A 16,935-nucleotide genomic window follows, 5' to 3' on the forward strand; every position below is an offset into this window, starting at 1 on the left:
GTGGTGGGTGGTGGTCACAGACTGGAGTTCGACTCAAAACCTGTGGGAGCCGAGCTTGCTCGCGATGAGGCCACTCCAGTCACCGCAGAGTTAGTGCCGTTTGATAAACCCGGTCAACGCCGCCAACGCTTCCGGTGAGCGCAACCGTTGGGTAAACAACGCGCCCTCCTCCTCGATCACCTTGCGAATCAACTCCCGGTCCGGCGCTTTCATCAATTGCTTGCTGATGCGCACCGCTTCCGGTGGCAGCGATTCGAACCGCAGCGCCATTTCCCGCGCCTTTGCCAATGTTTCTTCGCCACTGCCCAACGCCTCGGTGGCAATGCCCCACCCCGCCGCCTGCTCACCGCTGAAACCTTCTCCCAGCAACAACAACTGCGCCGCTTTGGCATGCCCGAGCAAACGCGGCAGGATCAGGCTGGAGCCGAACTCCGGGCATAAGCCGAGATTAACGAACGGCATGCGCAACCGCGCGTCCGTGCTGACATAAACCAGATCGCAATGCAGCAACATCGTCGTACCAATCCCCACCGCCGCGCCGGCCACGGCGGCGATCACCGGTTTACGGCATTCGAGCAGGTTGAGCATGAAATGAAACACCGGGCTGTCGAGGTTGCCCGGTGGTTGCTGGATGAAGTCGGCGATGTCGTTGCCGGCGGTGAAGCACTCGGCGCTGCCGGTGATCAGCACGGCGTTGATTTCGGGATCGGTATCAGCCTGCTTCAGCGCTTCGGCCAAGTGGCTATACATGGCGCGGGTCAGGGCGTTTTTCTTTTCGGGGCGATTCAGGCGCAGTGTCAGCACACCGCGTTCGCGTTCAATCTGGATGGTATCGGTCATGGTGGGACTCGCGTCTGATCAATCAGCGCTCAACCACGCGGCAGGAACACATCGGCCAGCAGTTGATTGCGCGGCAATCCCGCGAGGTAAAGGCGCCGGGAAAAGGCGTCGACACTGTCGGGGGCTCCGCAGACTAAGGCCAGGGTTTGTCGGGAGACAAGCCGCAGTTGCGCCAATGCCTGCGGCAACTCGGCCGGGGTCCAGAACTCGACCGTCAGGTTATCGCGACCGTCAGCCATGGCTTGCAGCGGTTTGGCCAGGTAATGCTCGTCGGCGTCATGGGCCAGGTGAATGAGGCGAATGGCGCCGTGATGATCCTGACGCAACGCTTCGCGCAAGACCCCGAACAACGGGCCAAGACCGGTACCGGCGGCCAGCAGCCACAGCGGTCGGGTGTGCCAGTCCGGGTCGTAATGCAACGCCCCGCCGCGCAGTTCGCCGAGGCGCAGGGTGTCACCGATGCTCAACTGACGGGCCGCGTCGCTGAATTGCCCCGGTTGACGGCAATCGAGGTGAAACTCCAGAAAGCGGTCGTCTTGCGGCAGGCTCGCCAGTGAATAAGGACGCGCCACGTTGCCCGCCCACAGCACCAGATGTTGCCCGGCGTTGTAGCGCAACGGCCGTTGCGGTGTCAGGCGCAGGCGCAACACGCTGGCGCTCAGCCAATCGATGGCGGCGACCTCGGCCGGGCGACCGTCCACTTGCGGGTCGAAGGCATGCACCTGCAAATCCTCGACCACCTGGCACTGGCACGCCAGACGCCAGCCTTGCTGACGCTGATCTGCGCTCAGGGCATCCGGGCGGTTGTCGCTCGGCAGGCCTTGTACACATTGCACCAGGCACGCATGGCAACTGCCGGCGCGGCAACTGTAGGGCACCGCTACGCCATTTTGATTCAGGGCATCGAGCAGGTTGCTGCCCGCTGCCACCGAAAAATGCCGCTCGCCGACCCGCAACTCAGGCATCGACGTTCTCCCAGGCCGCCGCGCAGCGATTGCGACCGTCACGCTTGGCGCGGTAAAGCGCCTGATCGGCTCGCTGCAAGGCGTCGTCGAGATCGTCGCCAACGGCCAGCAGGGTCATGCCCGCCGAAAGGCTCAGGCTGTTCACGTTGAGGCCGATCAGTTCGACATCGGTGAAGGCGATGCGCAGCCGCTCACAGCAGGCGGTCAGGCGTTCGGCATCGCAATCGGGCACCAGCACCACGAATTCCTCACCGCCATAACGCGCCAACACATCGCCGTCGCGCAGGCACGCCGTCGCCACGCCAGCGAAGGCTTGCAGGACCTGGTCGCCCGCCGCATGGCCGTGCACATCGTTGATACGTTTGAAGTGATCGAGGTCGATCAGCGCCAGGCCATGCATCACACCGGCGTCCATCACCTTCAGTTCGCGGGAGGCCAGGCGCAGGAAATGGCGGCGGTTGAACAGCCCGGTGAGTTCGTCGGTGGCCACCAGGTCTTCGAGCTGGCGCATCATCCCGCGCAGGGTGTCCTGATGCGCTTGCAGGGCGAAGCGCCGCTGACGCATGCGTTGGCGCGACGCCTGAACGTAATGGGCGTAGAGCACCAGCCAGATCAGCACAATCAGCAACACGCACACTTGCAACCCGGCCAGCGCCGGGTCGGGCAGCTGAAAGTGGTAGCCCTCCCACAGCGTGATCGCGCAGAAACTGAAAAACACCAGCAGCGCACACCGCACGAGCGCCCGACGCGACAGGTGGAACAGTCCGAACAGCAGGATCAGCACGTAGAACACCAGAAACGCGCCGCGTGCCTCATCCAGATTGGCGATCAGCCAGGTTTGCCATCCCAGCCCCATCAACACTTGCGCTTCGGTCAGGCTGGGGTCGGAAAAGCGCAGGTTGCAGCCGCTGTAGAACACCGCGAACAACGCCGCCTGGCTGATGACCACCAGCGCCGTGCCGACGGCCACGCTGGCCATGGGTTCGTCGTAGTGCCCGGTGAAAAACGCCAGCCACAGCAGCATCAAGGCCAAGGCATAAGTGCAGGCTGCGAGGGCAAAGCGTTTGAGTAAAAGCCGTTGAATTGCGTTATGGGTCAATCGTTGACTCACCATGCGAAGGAATGCTGATCGAGTGTCCTACTCTACAGGCCGAGTGCCACTTTAGTGGCGAGCCAGACAAATAACCATACTATTTTCGGGGCAAAAAACTGGCGTCAAAAGCATGTCCCTCATTCACCCATCCCCATACCCTGTAACAGCTGGCGAAGCCTGCGTCCGGCGGCGAAGCCGTCGTGAATCCATGCACCCCGGTGTGTCAGGCAAATCACCGATTCAGGTTTTACGACGGCTTCGCCGCCGGACGTAGGCTTCGTCAGCGGCTACAGGGGTCGTGAAGTTATGCGACCAACGATTGACTGTCGGCGGGTGTGCCCGGAACCGAGGCGCGGTATACTGCCGCGCCTTTTTAGCGTCGCGCCAGCAGCCCCGGCGTGCCTTGAAAGGTGCTTGCAACCGACCGATGCACCCAAGCTGCAAGCACCTTATTGAATGTTCCCGTCTTTTAGAGGAGCGCGACTCATGACCGTGATCAAGCAAGACGACCTGATTCAGAGCGTTGCTGACGCCCTGCAATTCATTTCTTACTACCACCCCGTTGACTTCATCCAGGCGATGCACGAGGCCTACCTGCGCGAAGAATCGCCAGCGGCCCGCGATTCGATCGCGCAAATCCTGATCAACTCGCGCATGTGTGCCACCGGCCACCGCCCGATCTGCCAGGACACCGGCATCGTCACCGTGTTTGTCCGCGTGGGCATGGACGTGCGTTGGGATGGCGCCACCATGGGCCTGGACGACATGATCAACGAAGGCGTGCGCCGGGCTTACAACCTGCCGGAAAACGTCCTGCGTGCCTCGATCCTCGCCGACCCGGCGGGCGCTCGTAAAAACACCAAGGACAACACCCCGGCCGTGATCCACTACTCCATCGTCCCGGGCAACACCGTGGAAGTGGACGTGGCGGCCAAGGGCGGCGGTTCCGAGAACAAGTCGAAAATGGCCATGCTCAACCCGTCCGACTCGATCGTCGACTGGGTGCTGAAGACCGTTCCGACCATGGGCGCCGGCTGGTGCCCACCGGGCATGCTCGGCATCGGCATCGGCGGCACCGCCGAGAAAGCTGCGGTCATGGCCAAGGAAGTGTTGATGGAGTCCATCGACATCCACGAGCTCAAGGCTCGCGGCCCGCAGAACCGCATTGAAGAAATGCGCCTGGAGCTGTTCGAGAAGGTCAACCAACTGGGCATCGGCGCCCAAGGCCTGGGTGGCCTGACCACCGTGCTCGATGTGAAGATCATGGATTACCCGACCCACGCCGCTTCGTTGCCGGTGTGCATGATCCCGAACTGCGCCGCCACCCGTCACGCCCACTTCGTGCTCGACGGTTCCGGCCCGGCCTCGCTGGAAGCGCCACCGCTGGACGCCTACCCGGAAATCGTCTGGGAAGCCGGCCCGTCGGCCCGTCGCGTCAACCTCGACACCCTGACCCCGGAAGAAGTGCAGAGCTGGAAGCCGGGCGAGACCGTCCTGCTCAACGGCAAGATGCTCACCGGTCGCGACGCGGCGCACAAGCGCATGGTCGAGATGCTGAACAAGGGTGAAACCTTGCCGGTGGACCTCAAGGGTCGCTTCATCTATTACGTCGGCCCGGTTGATCCGGTGCGCGAAGAAGTGGTTGGCCCTGCCGGTCCGACCACCGCAACGCGGATGGACAAGTTCACCCGTCAGATCCTCGAGCAAACCGGCCTGTTGGGCATGATCGGCAAATCCGAGCGCGGCCCTACCGCGATCGAAGCGATCAAGGACCACAAGGCTGTTTACCTGATGGCAGTCGGCGGCGCGGCTTACCTGGTGGCGCAAGCCATCAAGAAATCCCGCGTCGTGGCATTCGCCGAACTGGGGATGGAAGCCATCTACGAGTTCGACGTGAAAGACATGCCAGTGACTGTTGCGGTTGATAGCAAAGGCGAGTCGGTTCACATCACCGGTCCTGCCATCTGGCAGAAAAAGATCAGTGAAAGCCTGGCGGTAGAAGTGCAGTAAGCGCTACAAGGCACCAATACGGCCGGGGCGTCTTTCAGATGACCCGGCCGTTTTTTTTGCCACGTTTTAAATTTCATAGCGCGTTCAGTAAACCTGTCGAATAAATCGGCATAGTCACAAAACACTTCATCGAACAATGAGCAGCATAAAAGGCAATACGCCGTCACACGGCTCATGATTTCAAGCGCTCCATGGTATGGTGCGCGCCCGTATTGCTGACTGTTTCCAACACCATGCTTGCGACTTCACGCGCGTTACGCCTGACGCTGTACACATTGCTGATCATCGCCGGCGCCGCGTTGGCCGCCAGCTTCGCCATGCGCCACGCCGAACGTCAGGCCTTGGTCGAGGACGCCTCCCGCGCCAATCAGCAATTGGCGCTCTACGCCAATTCCCTGCACACCCTGATCGATCGCTACCGCGCCCTGCCCGCTGTGCTCGCGCTGGACCCGGAACTGCGCGCAGCCCTCAACGGCACGGTAACGCCTGAGCAACAGGACGCGCTGAATCGCAAGCTGGAAAAAATCAACGGCGCCGCGCAATCCTCGACCCTCGAACTGCTCGACCGCACCGGCCTTGCCGTGGCGGCCAGCAACTGGCGTTTACCCAGTAGCTATGTCGGCCACAACTACGGCTTTCGCCCTTACTTCAGCGAGACTCGCACCCAAGGCACCGGGCGCTTCTACGCCGTGGGCGTGACCAGCGGCATTCCGGGGTACTTCCTGTCCAGCGCAGTGACCGACGACAACGGCGAGTTCCTCGGGGCGATGGTGGTCAAGCTCGAGTTTCCGGAACTGGAACGCGAATGGCGTCAGGGCAGCGACACGCTGCTGGTCAGCGATGCACGCGGGATCATCTTCATCGCCAACCAGCCGGGCTGGCGCTATCGCTTGTTGAACCCCCTGAGCGACAGCGATCACGCCGAACTCAAGGTCACCCGCCAGTACGACAAACAACCGCTCACGCCGCTCGAATTCCAATCGGTGGAGCGTTTCGACGACAACAGTGAGCTGAGGCAAGTGGCGGGGCCTGACGGGGCGGCGAAGTATCTGTGGGAATCGCTGCCGTTGACCGCCGAAGGCTGGACGCTGCACTTGCTGCGCCGCCCGCAAGTCGCGTTCGAAGACAGCCGCAACGCCGCGCTCGCCGCCGCCGGGCTGTGGCTGGCGCTGGTGTTTCTGTTGCTGTTCCTCAATCAGCGTTGGCGCCTGGCCAGACTGCGCCAGCGCAGCCGCGAAGAACTCGAACGATTGGTCGAGGAACGTACCCGCGATTTGCGCACGGCGCAGGACGGTTTGGTGCAGTCAGCCAAACTCGCGGCGCTGGGGCAGATGTCGGCGGCGCTGGCCCATGAAATCAATCAACCGCTGACGGCCCAGCGCATGCAACTGGCGACCTTGCGCCTGCTGCTCGATCACGGTCGGGTCGACGACGCTTACAAGGCACTCAAACCGGTGGACGACATGCTCACGCGCATGGCGGCCCTCACCGGCCACCTGAAAACCTTCGCCCGCAAAAGCCCCAGTGGCCTGCGCGAACGCCTGGACCTGGCCGCGGTGGTCGACCAATCCCTGCAATTGCTCGACGCACGCCTGCGTGATGAACAAATCAGCACGGTGCTGCACCTGACGCGTCCGGCGTGGGTGCGCGGCGATGCGATTCGTCTGGAACAGGTGCTGATCAATCTGCTGCGCAACGCCCTCGACGCCATGCACGACAAACCCTGCAAGCGTCTGGAAATCCGCCTCGAAGCCGACGAGCAACTGTGGCGCCTGACCGTCAGCGACAACGGTGGCGGCATCGCCGAAGAACATCTGGGCAACGTGTTCGATCCCTTCTTCACCACCAAACCGGTGGGCGATGGCCTGGGCCTTGGCTTGGCGGTATCGTTTGCCATCGCTCACGAAGCGGGCGGACGCCTGAGTGCCGACAATCACGCCAACGGCGCGGTGTTCACCCTGTCCTTGCCCATTGATCTGGAGGCACACAGCCCATGCTGAATTCAGTCATGGTGGTCGACGACGAAAGCAGTATTCGCAGTGCCGTCGAACAATGGCTGAGCCTGTCGGGCTTTGAGGTGCAATTGTTCAGCCGCGCCGATGAATGCCTGGCGCAACTGCCCACTCACTTTCCCGGCGTGATCCTCAGCGATGTGCGCATGCCCGGCATGACCGGGCTGGAACTGCTGGCCGAGGTCCAACGGCGCGATGCCGACCTGCCGGTGATTCTGCTGACCGGTCACGGCGATGTGCCGATGGCGGTCGAGGCGATGCGCGATGGCGCGTATGACTTTCTTGAAAAACCCTTCAGCCCGGAAACCCTGCTGAGCAGTTTGCGCCGCGCGCTGGACAAGCGGCGGCTGGTGCTGGAGAACCGCGCCCTGCACGAACAGGCCGACAACCGCGCCAAACTCGACGCGACGCTACTCGGTGTGTCCCGTGGCTTGCAAACCTTGCGCCGCCAGGTGCTGGACCTGGCGGCATTGCCGGTCAATGTGCTGATCCGCGGCGAAACCGGCAGTGGCAAAGAGCTGGTTGCCCGCTGCCTGCACGACTTCGGACCGCGGGCCGACAAGCCGTTTGTGGCGCTCAACTGCGCGGCGATTCCCGAGCAATTGTTCGAGGCCGAGTTGTTCGGCCACGAAAGCGGCGCGTTCACCGGGGCGCAGGGTAAACGCATCGGCAAGCTTGAATACGCGGATGGCGGCACGCTGTTTCTCGATGAGATCGAAAGCATGCCGCTGGCCCAGCAAGTGAAATTGCTGCGGGTGCTGCAGGAGCAGAAGCTTGAGCGCCTGGGGTCCAACCAGAGCATTCGCGTGGATTTGCGAATCATCGCCGCGACCAAGCCAGACCTGCTCGATGAAGCGCGGGCCGGGCGCTTTCGCGAGGACCTGGCCTATCGACTGAACGTTGCCGAGTTGCGCCTGCCACCGTTGCGCGAACGACGTGAAGACATTCCGTTGTTGTTCGAGTCGTTTGCGCAGAATGCCGCCGAGCGTCTGGGGCGGACGTTCCCACCGTTGACTGGCCCGCAGTTGAGCCATCTGCTGAGCCACGACTGGCCGGGCAATGTGCGCGAACTGGCGAACGTTGCCGAACGGCAAGTGCTGGGGCTGGGCGAACCGGAACCGGTGGGCATCGACCCTGGCCAGTCACTGGCGGCGCAGCAGGAAGCGTTTGAAGCGCAATGCCTGCGCTCGGCGTTGACCCGGCACAAGGGCGATGTGAAAGCGGTGCTTGAAGAACTTCAACTGCCGCGCCGGACCTTCAATGAAAAGATGCAGCGGCATGGACTGACGCGCGAGATGTTCCTCGCCGAGTGATCGTTCCCACGCTCCGCGTGGGAATGGAGCCGGGGACGCTCTGCGTCCCAAATAAAGCCGAACGCGGAGCGTCCGTTGAGGCATTCCCACGCGGAGCGTGGGAACGATCAGCTTCGGCGGAATTCCGCTTGCCGCCTCGATCCAATAAGCGGATTTCCGCTCAACAAACCCGCCTCCCCCCTCTAAACCGGCCCTCTGCACCTTGGCACACCTCCTGCTATAGCCCTCGCAGGCTGCGTTTCAACGCGCTCCACAAAAACAATTAAACGAAGGATCCTTCAATGGATAACTCCAATACCCTGCCCCTTGGGTCGGCTGCCGTGCCGGCTAAAGAAAGAACCACCGCCAGTCGCATCAAATCGATTTTCAGCGGCTCGGTCGGCAATATGGTCGAGTGGTACGACTGGTATGTCTACGCCGCCTTCTCCCTGTACTTCGCCAAGGCCTTTTTCCCCAAAGGCGACACCACCGCCCAACTGCTGAACACCGCCGCGATCTTCGCCGTGGGCTTCCTGATGCGCCCGATTGGTGGCTGGATGATGGGCCTCTATGCCGACAAAGTCGGGCGCAAAAAAGCGCTGATGGCCTCGGTGTACCTGATGTGCTTCGGCTCGCTGCTGATCGCCCTGAGTCCTGGGTATGAAACCATCGGCATCGACGCACCGATCCTGCTGGTGTTCGCGCGCCTGCTGCAAGGTTTGTCGGTCGGTGGCGAGTACGGCACTTCGGCGACTTATCTCAGCGAGATGGCCACCAAGGAGCGTCGCGGCTTCTACTCCAGCTTCCAGTACGTGACGCTGATCTCCGGCCAGCTCATAGCCTTGGCCGTGCTGATCGTGTTGCAACAAGTGCTGACCACCGAGCAGTTGTACGACTGGGGCTGGCGCATCCCGTTCGCCATCGGCGCGCTGTGTGCCGTGGTCGCGCTCTACCTGCGTCGCGGCATGGAAGAAACCGAGTCGTTCACCAAAAAAGAGAAGTCCAAGGAAAGCGCCATGCGCACCTTGCTTCGTCACCCGAAAGAACTGATGACCGTGGTCGGCCTGACCATGGGCGGTACGCTGGCGTTCTACACCTACACCACGTACATGCAGAAATACCTGGTGAACACCGTCGGCATGAGCATCTCCGACTCCACCACGATTTCCGCCGCCACATTGTTCCTGTTCATGTGCCTGCAACCGATCATCGGCGGGCTGTCGGATAAAGTCGGTCGTCGCCCGATCCTGATTGCCTTCGGCATTCTGGGCACGCTGTTCACCGTGCCGATCCTGACCACCCTGCACACCGTTCAATCCTGGTGGGGCGCGTTCTTCCTGATCATGGCGGCGCTGATCATCGTCAGCGGCTACACCTCGATCAACGCCGTGGTCAAAGCCGAACTGTTCCCGACCGAGATTCGTGCGCTGGGCGTAGGCTTGCCGTATGCCCTGACCGTGTCGATCTTCGGCGGCACCGCTGAATACATCGCACTGTGGTTCAAGAGCATCGGCATGGAAACCGGTTACTACTGGTATGTCACCGCGTGCATCGCGGTGTCGTTGCTGGTGTATGTGACCATGAAAGACACCCGCAAGCATTCGCGGATCGAGACTGACTGATACCGTCAGCGCTGAACAAAAGGGGCAGACCTGCGAGGGTCTGCCCCTTTTTACTGAATAGACCTACAACCTGTAGGAACGAGCCGGCTCCGGGCGGCTCGCTCCTACATTTTGACCTCAATGCTGGAAATAATCGGCTCGTCCTTGCACCATGTTCGCCTCCCGAGAACCCCAGGAATTTACGCCATGGCTGACGACATCCATTTCTACGAACCAGCCAACGGCCACGGCCTGCCCCACGACCCGTTCAACGCCATCGTCGGCCCGCGCCCTATCGGCTGGATTTCCTCGCAGGATGCCAACGGCCGCCTGAACCTGGCGCCGTACAGCTTCTTCAATGCCTTCAACTACATTCCGCCGATCATTGGTTTTTCCAGCGTCGGGCGCAAAGACAGCCTGAACAACATCGAGCAGACCGGCGAGTTCGCCTGGAACCTGGCCACCCGCCCGCTGGCCGAGCAAATGAATCAGAGCTGCGCCATGGTCGGCCCCGAGGTCAATGAGTTCGAACTGTCGGGGCTCACGCCCCTCGCCTCGAAAATCATCCAGGTGCCACGGGTGGCCGAAAGCCCGGTGTCCTTCGAGTGCAAGGTCACGCAGATCATTCAGTTGCAACGCGCCGACGGAAATGTGGTGCCGAGCTGGCTGATTCTCGGCGAAGTGGTCGCCGTGCATATCGCCAAGTGGCTGTTGAAGGACGGGGTATACGACACCGCCGCGGCAGAACCGATTCTGCGCGGCGGTGGGCCAGCGGACTATTTTCAGCTGGGACCGGAGGCGTTGTTCAAGATGTATCGCCCGGGGGCAAACCGGTAAATCACCAAAGCAGGTCGGTGTTTTCCTTGACGTCTTTGAGGCGGGTCAGCTCTTTGGCTGCTGCTTCATCGGCCTCATGGGCGGTCTTGAAGACCTGGCCTTCGAGGACTTTGTGAAAACGCGGTGCGCCCGCGCCACCCAGCGCTTTGACGGCGATGGCGGCGTGGTAACCCCCTTCACCCGGTACTACTGCGGAAACGGCTTCGAAGTGTTCAAAGGCTTTACGTGCCATGTCGCGGATCCTGGCTGATTGAGAATGCGCTCATTAAACCCTCAACCCGCCATTTTGTGTACCCACGACCCGGACTGGCCGAGGGCCTGAGCGGCAGAGACTTCCTTGAAGGTATGAAAGTCCAGGCTGTTGACCACCAGTTCCTGCACCAGCTCGGCGAACACTTCCATCGCCGGCGTGCTGAAATAAGCGGTCATGGCTTGCTGATGGGCCCAAAAACCGGAAACCAGCCACAACTCGGGATCGCATTGTGAATGCTGCAGGGAAAAACTCAGGCAACCCGGCGCGCTGCGCGATGGCTCGATCAACGCGCTCAGGCGCACACCGAGCTCCGCCGAGCGCCCGGCGCGGGCACGCACAAAAGCCATGTGACTGACGGGGATCTGCGTAGACATGTTCAACCCTCCCAGGTACTCGAGTGGCAGCCGTGGGACGGGCTGCGACAGGATCAAAGGTTAATCGCGCACAATCCAGCGCGGTTAGTCGATTTCTGCCGGCTTATTGCACAATCCTGCGCGGTGTTCCAAAACGGCCGTAGCGGCCTGTCTATACGTTCCACGCCAATGAAACACGGGTTTCAAGCAAGTTTCCCCGGCGATACGCAGACATAGACGCACCGTTAACCCACGCCGTGCAGAATCAGGCAAGGTTGAGGCAGGATGTGTCTACCGCTTTGTCTTGCACAAATTTAAGCTCGGCTCATTACCTACCCCCTCAGCGAGGATGCCCGGCATGTCGTCGTTCGATCACGTTCAAGTTCCGCTGGATGCCGACATGGAGAAACAGCGCGAAGAACTGGCCACTATCATCCGCCGCAATACGTCGGACGATGGCACCTATGCGACGGCCGTCGGTTCGCTGTTCATGTCACGCCACAGCCAGTCCCATGTGTTTGCCCCGGTGCTCGCGCAACCGGCGCTGTGCATCATGGCGCAGGGGCGCAAAGAGGTCAGGCTGGCCGACGAGCACTTCAACTACGACCCGCTGAATTACCTGGTGGTGTCGGTCTCGATGCCGCTGAGCGGGCGGGTGGTAGACGTCTCGCCCGAGGCGCCGATCCTTGCCGTGCGCCTGGACATCGACCCGGCAGAAATCACTGCGTTGATCGCCGACGCCGGCCCCTTGGGCGTTCCGACCCGCCCTACCGGTCGAGGCCTGTATGTCGAACGCATCGACACCGCGATGCTCGACGCAGTGCTGCGCCTGGCGCGGTTGCTGGACACGCCGAAAGACATCGCCATGCTCGCGCCGCTGATTCGTCGGGAGATTCTTTATCGGTTGTTGCGCAGTCCGCAGGGGCATCGGCTGTATGAAATCGCCATCGCCAACAGCCAGAGCCATCGCATCAGTCAGGCGATCAAGTGGCTCAACGGCAACTATGAGCAGCCGCTGCGTATCGATGATCTGGCCAAGGAAGTGAATTTGAGCGTGTCGACGTTGCATCACCGGTTCAAGGCGATGACGGCGATGAGCCCGTTGCAGTATCAGAAGCAGCTGCGGTTACAGGAAGCGCGGCGGTTGATGCTGGCGGAAGGACTGGAGGCTTCGGCGGCGGGGTATCGGGTGGGGTATGAAAGCCCCTCGCAATTCAGCCGGGAATACAGTCGGTTGTTTGGGGCGCCGCCATTGCGGGATTTGGCGCGGTTGCGGTTGAGTGTCTGATCCAGAAATTGTTGCGTGGCTGATGGCCTCATCGCGGGCAAGCCCGCTCCCACAGGGATCACGGTGTACACAAAACCTGTGGGAGCGGGCTTGCCCGCGATGAGGCCAGTTCAGGCAATAAAAATTTGGGATCAGGCGCCGAGTACGCGGCAAGCCTCGGCCGGCAACGTCACCGACACCGGGTTGCCAATGCTCAGCCCAAACCCTTGGCACGGTGTGCTCAGCGCGGTAAACGTCACCCCGGAACACTCCACGGTCGTTTCAATCGTCGCACCGATATCACGCACGAACGTCACCTTGCCCAGCAACCGGTTCCCCGCCGTCTCCTGCGGGTGCGACAGTTGCAGGTCTTCAGGACGGATCAGCATTTTCACTTTCTCGCCGACCACGATGCTGCTGCAGATCGGAACTTGCAGTGCATCGCCACCTGGCAAACTGACTTTGCCGTTGCCCAGCGCCGTGGCCGGGAAAATGTTGCCCGAACCGATGAAGTCCGCGACAAATTCGTTGGCCGGGTGGCGGTAGATTTCAATCGGCGTACCCACTTGTTGCACGCGGTGCTCACCCAACACCACAACGATATCGGCCATGGTCATTGCCTCACGCTGATCGTGGGTCACCATGATCGTGGTGATGTTCAGGCGTTGTTGCAGCTGACGGATTTCCACCTGCATCGACTCGCGCAGCTTGGCGTCCAGCGCCGACAGCGGTTCATCCAGCAGCAGGATTTTCGGGTGGTTGGCAATCGCCCGGGCAATCGCCACGCGCTGACGCTGACCACCGGAGAGTTTTGCCACCGGGCGATCAATCATTTCCTGCAGCTGAATCAGCTCCAGCAATTCCACCACCCGCGCCTGCTGATCAGCCTTGCTGACGCCACGCAGTTTCAGCGGATAGGCGATGTTCTCCCCCACCGTCATGTGCGGAAACAGCGCCAGCGATTGAAACACCATGCCGAAGTTGCGCTGGTGCGCAGGCGTGTTGCCGATGTCGTCACCGTCCAGGCGAATCTCGCCGCCGGTCAGGGTTTCGAGGCCGGCAATCATGCGCAGCAACGTGGTTTTGCCACACCCCGAAGGACCGAGGAAACACACCAGTTTGCCTTCCGGCAAATGCAGGTTTACATCTTTTACCGCGCAGGCCGAGCCGTAGCGTTTCTCGACGTTTTCCAGAATCAGACCAGTCATGTTGCACCTCAAGAATCAGAACGAAACGCCACCTTCACCCACCAGCTTCTCCAGCGCCCAGATCAGGACGAAGTCGATCAGCACGATGAGCACGGCGAACGAGAACACGGTTGGGTCGAGCGAAGACACGGTGCGGCTGTACATCCAGATCGGCACGGTCATGACGTCGATGGTGTAGAGGAAGTAGGTCACGGTGAATTCGTTGAAGGAAACGATGAACGCCAGCAGCATGCCCGCCAGAATCCCCGACTTCATCAGCGGCACCACCACATCGATAATCGCCCGCGTCGGCGAAGCGCCGAGCATTTGCGCGGCCTCCTCGACTTCGGTGCCGATGGACAGCATCGCCGCGGTGCAGTTTTTCACCACGAAGGGCAGCGCCAGGATCACGTGGGCAATCACCAGCCGCGAGGTGGTCATCTGGAACGGCAGGCTGTCGAACACCAGCAGCAATGCCAGGCCCAATACCACCATCGGGAACACCAGTGGCAGCGACATCAATTGCATCGCCACGGCTTTGCCGCGGAATTCGCAACGGGTCAGCGCGTATGCCGCCGGCACTGCGATGATCGTGGCGAAGACCATGGTCAGGCACGCCACCATCAGGCTGGTGGTCATGGCTTTGCCCAGGCTCAGCACGTCGCTGGCATCCGGCGAGACGAAGGTGTGCCAGGCGGCCTTGTACCATTGCAGGCTGTAGCTGCTCGGCGGGAAGTCGAGGTTCGACGAACCGCTGAACGACATCACGATCATGGTCAGGATCGGCAACACCGCCAGCAGCAGGATGAAGCCCGAGAGGATGCCGGCAAACTTGCCGGTTTCGCCCGGCAGCAGCCCATAACGTTTCTTGGTCAGGGTACTCATTGCGAAGCCTCCAGCATGCGCCGACGGCGGCCAGTGATGTATTCGGACAAGGTCATGATCGCCAGCGTAGTGACAATCAGCACCACACCGGCAGCGGACGCGGCGGGCCAGTTCATCAGCGGGGCGATCTGGTCATGGACCATCACCGCCAGCATCGGCACGCGTCGACCACCGAGCAGCAGGGGCACCACGAAGCTGCTGGCGTTGTAGGCAAACACCAACGTCGCGCCGGTGATGATCCCCGGCATGCTCATCGGCAACACCACCTGGCGGAACACCTGCAAGCGACTCGCGCCCAGTGTCGCGGCGGCTTCTTCGTAAGTACGGGCGACGCCGCGCATGGCGCTGGCAATCGGCAGCACGGCCAGCGGGAACGCGGTTTGCACCAGGCCCATCAGCACGCCGTTCTGGTTGTAAAGCAGCATGATCGGACGCTTGATCAAGCCCAGGCCCATCAGTGCCTGGTTGAGCATGCCGCCAGGGCCGAGAATCACCAGCCAGCCGTAGCTTTGCAGCAGCAGGTTGACCAGCAACGGCAACAGCACCGCGGCGAGGAAGATCCGGCGCACGAACGGTGAGGTCAGGCGCGACATGGTGTAGGCCACCGGGATCGCCAACACGACAGCAATAACTGCGCTGATCAGCGCCAGGCGCAGGGTCAGCAGCAACGATTTGAGGTAATACGGTTCCAGCAGTTGGGCGTAACTGGCCAGGCTGAACCCGGTCCACTCCGCGCCTTTGGTGCCCACGCTCATGCGCAGGACCAGCAGGCTGGCGGCAATCAGCACACCCATGAACAGCATCGACGGCGACAGGAAAAGCCAGGCGCGCGTCGTCGGCGAAACACCCCGGTTGGCGCGCACGGGGGCGACACTCACCGGATGAGTCAGAGGTTGGTGTTCCATAGCAAAGGTCTCGTCAATGGAAGATCTTGGCGAGTGCTGCGCACTCGATCGCGGGCAAGCCATGCTCCTACAGGTATGGCGCTGCTCTTGTAGGAGCGAGGCTTGCCCGCGATGAGGTTCGAAGAACCTCCCTGCGATTCAGATCAGGAAGAAAAGATTTCCGTGTAGCGACGAATCCATTGGTCATGCACGGTGGCCAGGAAGGCGTTGTCGTGCATGATCGCCTTCTCGGCAATCTGCTCTGGCGTGAGGATGTACGGGCTCTTGCGCGCTTCGGCGGAGATGATCGCCTTGGCGTTGACCGGGCCGTTGTAGATGTCTTCAGCCATCTTGCCCTGCACTACCGGGTCCAGAGAGTGGTTGATGAAGGCGTACGCCATGTCGGTGTCGCCCGGACGGTTCTTCGGCATGACCGATTGCATCAAGTCGGTGTAGAAACCTTCCTTCATGCCAAAGGTTGCACTCAGGCCGTAGGCCGGATCGCGAATCTGTTTCGGGAAGAACGCCGGCGCGTACAAGCCGCCCATGTCCAGGGAACCGGTGCGGAACAGCTCGGCGATCTGGTTCGGGTTTTCACCCAGGGTCACCACGCGATCTTTCAGCTCGGCGAGTTTCTTGAAGCCCGGCTCAATGTTGTGCTCGTCACCACCGGCCAGTTTGGCGGCGATGATGATCAGGTCCATGGCCTCGGTCCAGTTTGGCGGCGGCAGGAAGATGTTCGGCGCAGCGTCGGCGTCCCACAGGGAGGCGTAGCTGGTCGGGGCTTCTTTCTGGGTGCGGGTGCTGTAGACGAGGCTGTTGCACCACAGGAGGTAACCGATACCGTGGCCATTGGCGCCGGTGCGGTATTTTTCCGGTACGTCGACCAGGTTGGGAATGCGGTTGAGGTCGGGTTTTTCCAGCAGGTTGGCGGCGGCCAGACCTTCGGCACCGACGCCAGCCAGGGTGATGATGTCGTACTGCGGACGATCACCGCCGGCCTTCAGTTTGGCAACCATTTCCGAGGTACTGCCGGTACGGTCAGCGATGACCTTGCAGCCGTACTTGTCTTCGAAAGTTGCAGCGATATTGCGCAGGGCTGCCAGACCGGTGTCATCGGACCAGGTCAGCAAACGCAGGGTCTTGCCGGCAAAACGTGTGTCGCTGGCATTGGCCTTGATGAACGGCATGCTCATGGCGGCCGCTGCCACCGAGGCTACGCCCACGGTTTTGATGAATTGACGTCTGTTCAGATCATGCTCGCCCATGAAGGACTCCCTTTGTTTTTGTAAATTATGAGGTTGGTCGCAACCGTTGTATCCGCGCGGTCAGATCCGCTTCAAACCCCCGTATTCAAAGGGTTAGAGCTGAGCCGACGGGTTCATCCTGAGGTCGTGTAAATCACCTGACTATCGATAAAAACTCATTGAAGCCATGACGTCAGCGCATGCCTCGT

General features: G+C 61.3%; 15 protein-coding genes. 6 read left to right on the forward strand and 9 right to left on the reverse strand.

Annotated features, from left to right (window positions below; translation table 11 throughout):
• Window positions 1-90 precede the first annotated feature (90 nt).
• The 3 genes from AC1D2P_RS18695 to AC1D2P_RS18705 are packed head-to-tail and all read right to left on the reverse strand — an operon-like array spanning window position 91 to window position 2,904.
• Window positions 91-840 (reverse strand): enoyl-CoA hydratase-related protein, encoded by a 750-nt coding sequence (locus tag AC1D2P_RS18695; protein WP_109785053.1) that lies wholly within the window; start codon window positions 838-840, stop codon window positions 91-93.
• A gap of 29 nt (window positions 841-869) precedes the next feature.
• Window positions 870-1,805, reverse strand: coding sequence for an iron-sulfur-binding ferredoxin reductase (locus AC1D2P_RS18700; RefSeq protein ID WP_046033259.1), 936 nt, complete (start codon window positions 1,803-1,805; stop codon window positions 870-872).
• Window positions 1,798-2,904, reverse strand: a complete 1,107-nt coding sequence (locus AC1D2P_RS18705; RefSeq protein ID WP_046033289.1) for a GGDEF domain-containing protein — start codon at window positions 2,902-2,904, stop codon at window positions 1,798-1,800. Before AC1D2P_RS18705 ends, AC1D2P_RS18700 begins: the two co-directional genes overlap by 8 nt.
• Before the next feature lie 480 nt (window positions 2,905-3,384).
• On the opposite strand from AC1D2P_RS18705, the gene AC1D2P_RS18710 reads away from it, so the two are divergent.
• From AC1D2P_RS18710 to AC1D2P_RS18730, 5 genes are all read left to right on the forward strand, one after another.
• Entirely contained in the window at window positions 3,385-4,908 is a 1,524-nt protein-coding gene (locus AC1D2P_RS18710; RefSeq protein WP_019581511.1) for a fumarate hydratase, read from the forward strand.
• A gap of 233 nt (window positions 4,909-5,141) precedes the next feature.
• Entirely contained in the window at window positions 5,142-6,908 is a 1,767-nt protein-coding gene (locus tag AC1D2P_RS18715) for a sensor histidine kinase (RefSeq protein WP_109785265.1), read from the forward strand.
• A complete protein-coding gene (locus tag AC1D2P_RS18720; RefSeq protein WP_109785052.1) occupies window positions 6,902-8,233 on the forward strand; it encodes a sigma-54-dependent transcriptional regulator in 1,332 nt (443 codons plus the stop codon). Before AC1D2P_RS18715 ends, AC1D2P_RS18720 begins: the two co-directional genes overlap by 7 nt.
• Before the next feature lie 281 nt (window positions 8,234-8,514).
• Window positions 8,515-9,834 (forward strand): MFS transporter, encoded by a 1,320-nt coding sequence (locus AC1D2P_RS18725; RefSeq protein WP_477758502.1) that lies wholly within the window; start codon window positions 8,515-8,517, stop codon window positions 9,832-9,834.
• Between the two features lie 186 nt (window positions 9,835-10,020).
• The gene (locus AC1D2P_RS18730) at window positions 10,021-10,650 is read left to right on the forward strand and encodes a flavin reductase family protein (RefSeq protein ID WP_109785051.1); all 630 of its coding nucleotides are present in this window, start codon (window positions 10,021-10,023) and stop codon (window positions 10,648-10,650) included.
• Window position 10,651: 1 nt separating this feature from the next.
• On the opposite strand, the gene AC1D2P_RS18735 is transcribed toward AC1D2P_RS18730, so the two are convergent.
• Together AC1D2P_RS18735 and AC1D2P_RS18740 are read right to left on the reverse strand one after the other, a co-directional pair.
• Window positions 10,652-10,882, reverse strand: a complete 231-nt coding sequence (locus AC1D2P_RS18735) for a hypothetical protein (protein WP_046033255.1) — start codon at window positions 10,880-10,882, stop codon at window positions 10,652-10,654.
• Between the two features lie 41 nt (window positions 10,883-10,923).
• Window positions 10,924-11,277: an antibiotic biosynthesis monooxygenase family protein gene (locus tag AC1D2P_RS18740; protein ID WP_046033254.1), complete on the reverse strand. Its 354-nt coding sequence runs from the start codon at window positions 11,275-11,277 to the stop codon at window positions 10,924-10,926.
• 337 nt (window positions 11,278-11,614) lie between these two features.
• Here AC1D2P_RS18740 and AC1D2P_RS18745 point away from each other — a divergent pair, with 337 nt between their 5' ends.
• Window positions 11,615-12,544 carry an AraC family transcriptional regulator gene (locus tag AC1D2P_RS18745; RefSeq protein WP_477758503.1) on the forward strand — a complete coding sequence of 310 codons (930 nt, stop codon included), beginning with the start codon at window positions 11,615-11,617 and terminating at the stop codon, window positions 12,542-12,544.
• A gap of 131 nt (window positions 12,545-12,675) precedes the next feature.
• Here the strand turns inward: AC1D2P_RS18745 and AC1D2P_RS18750 are convergent, their stop codons facing one another.
• The 4 genes from AC1D2P_RS18750 to AC1D2P_RS18765 form a co-directional block, all read right to left on the reverse strand.
• Window positions 12,676-13,731 carry an ABC transporter ATP-binding protein gene (locus AC1D2P_RS18750; RefSeq protein ID WP_477758504.1) on the reverse strand — a complete coding sequence of 352 codons (1,056 nt, stop codon included), beginning with the start codon at window positions 13,729-13,731 and terminating at the stop codon, window positions 12,676-12,678.
• A gap of 15 nt (window positions 13,732-13,746) precedes the next feature.
• On the reverse strand, window positions 13,747-14,595 hold the full coding sequence (locus tag AC1D2P_RS18755) for an ABC transporter permease (RefSeq protein ID WP_477758505.1): 849 nt from the start codon (window positions 14,593-14,595) through the stop codon (window positions 13,747-13,749).
• Window positions 14,592-15,500, reverse strand: coding sequence for an ABC transporter permease (locus AC1D2P_RS18760; protein ID WP_046033250.1), 909 nt, complete (start codon window positions 15,498-15,500; stop codon window positions 14,592-14,594). Before AC1D2P_RS18760 ends, AC1D2P_RS18755 begins: the two co-directional genes overlap by 4 nt.
• A gap of 143 nt (window positions 15,501-15,643) precedes the next feature.
• Complete coding sequence (locus AC1D2P_RS18765; RefSeq protein WP_109785049.1) at window positions 15,644-16,747, reverse strand: extracellular solute-binding protein; 1,104 nt, start codon at window positions 16,745-16,747, stop codon at window positions 15,644-15,646.
• Between the last annotated feature and the right edge of the window lie 188 nt (window positions 16,748-16,935).

The organism is Pseudomonas sp. P1_F1_2, assembly GCF_056405815.1.

Coding starts and splice junctions, on each gene's coding strand:
- AC1D2P_RS18695 (WP_109785053.1), bottom strand. CDS start 840: ATGACCGATACCATCCAGATTGAACGCGAACGCGGTGTGCTGACACTG.
- AC1D2P_RS18700 (WP_046033259.1), bottom strand. CDS start 1,805: ATGCCTGAGTTGCGGGTCGGCGAGCGGCATTTTTCGGTGGCAGCGGGC.
- AC1D2P_RS18710 (WP_019581511.1), top strand. CDS start 3,385: ATGACCGTGATCAAGCAAGACGACCTGATTCAGAGCGTTGCTGACGCC.
- AC1D2P_RS18715 (WP_109785265.1), top strand. CDS start 5,142: ATGCTTGCGACTTCACGCGCGTTACGCCTGACGCTGTACACATTGCTG.
- AC1D2P_RS18720 (WP_109785052.1), top strand. CDS start 6,902: ATGCTGAATTCAGTCATGGTGGTCGACGACGAAAGCAGTATTCGCAGT.
- AC1D2P_RS18725 (WP_477758502.1), top strand. CDS start 8,515: ATGGATAACTCCAATACCCTGCCCCTTGGGTCGGCTGCCGTGCCGGCT.
- AC1D2P_RS18730 (WP_109785051.1), top strand. CDS start 10,021: ATGGCTGACGACATCCATTTCTACGAACCAGCCAACGGCCACGGCCTG.
- AC1D2P_RS18735 (WP_046033255.1), bottom strand. CDS start 10,882: ATGGCACGTAAAGCCTTTGAACACTTCGAAGCCGTTTCCGCAGTAGTA.
- AC1D2P_RS18740 (WP_046033254.1), bottom strand. CDS start 11,277: ATGTCTACGCAGATCCCCGTCAGTCACATGGCTTTTGTGCGTGCCCGC.
- AC1D2P_RS18745 (WP_477758503.1), top strand. CDS start 11,615: ATGTCGTCGTTCGATCACGTTCAAGTTCCGCTGGATGCCGACATGGAG.
- AC1D2P_RS18750 (WP_477758504.1), bottom strand. CDS start 13,731: ATGACTGGTCTGATTCTGGAAAACGTCGAGAAACGCTACGGCTCGGCC.
- AC1D2P_RS18755 (WP_477758505.1), bottom strand. CDS start 14,595: ATGAGTACCCTGACCAAGAAACGTTATGGGCTGCTGCCGGGCGAAACC.
- AC1D2P_RS18760 (WP_046033250.1), bottom strand. CDS start 15,500: ATGGAACACCAACCTCTGACTCATCCGGTGAGTGTCGCCCCCGTGCGC.
- AC1D2P_RS18765 (WP_109785049.1), bottom strand. CDS start 16,747: ATGGGCGAGCATGATCTGAACAGACGTCAATTCATCAAAACCGTGGGC.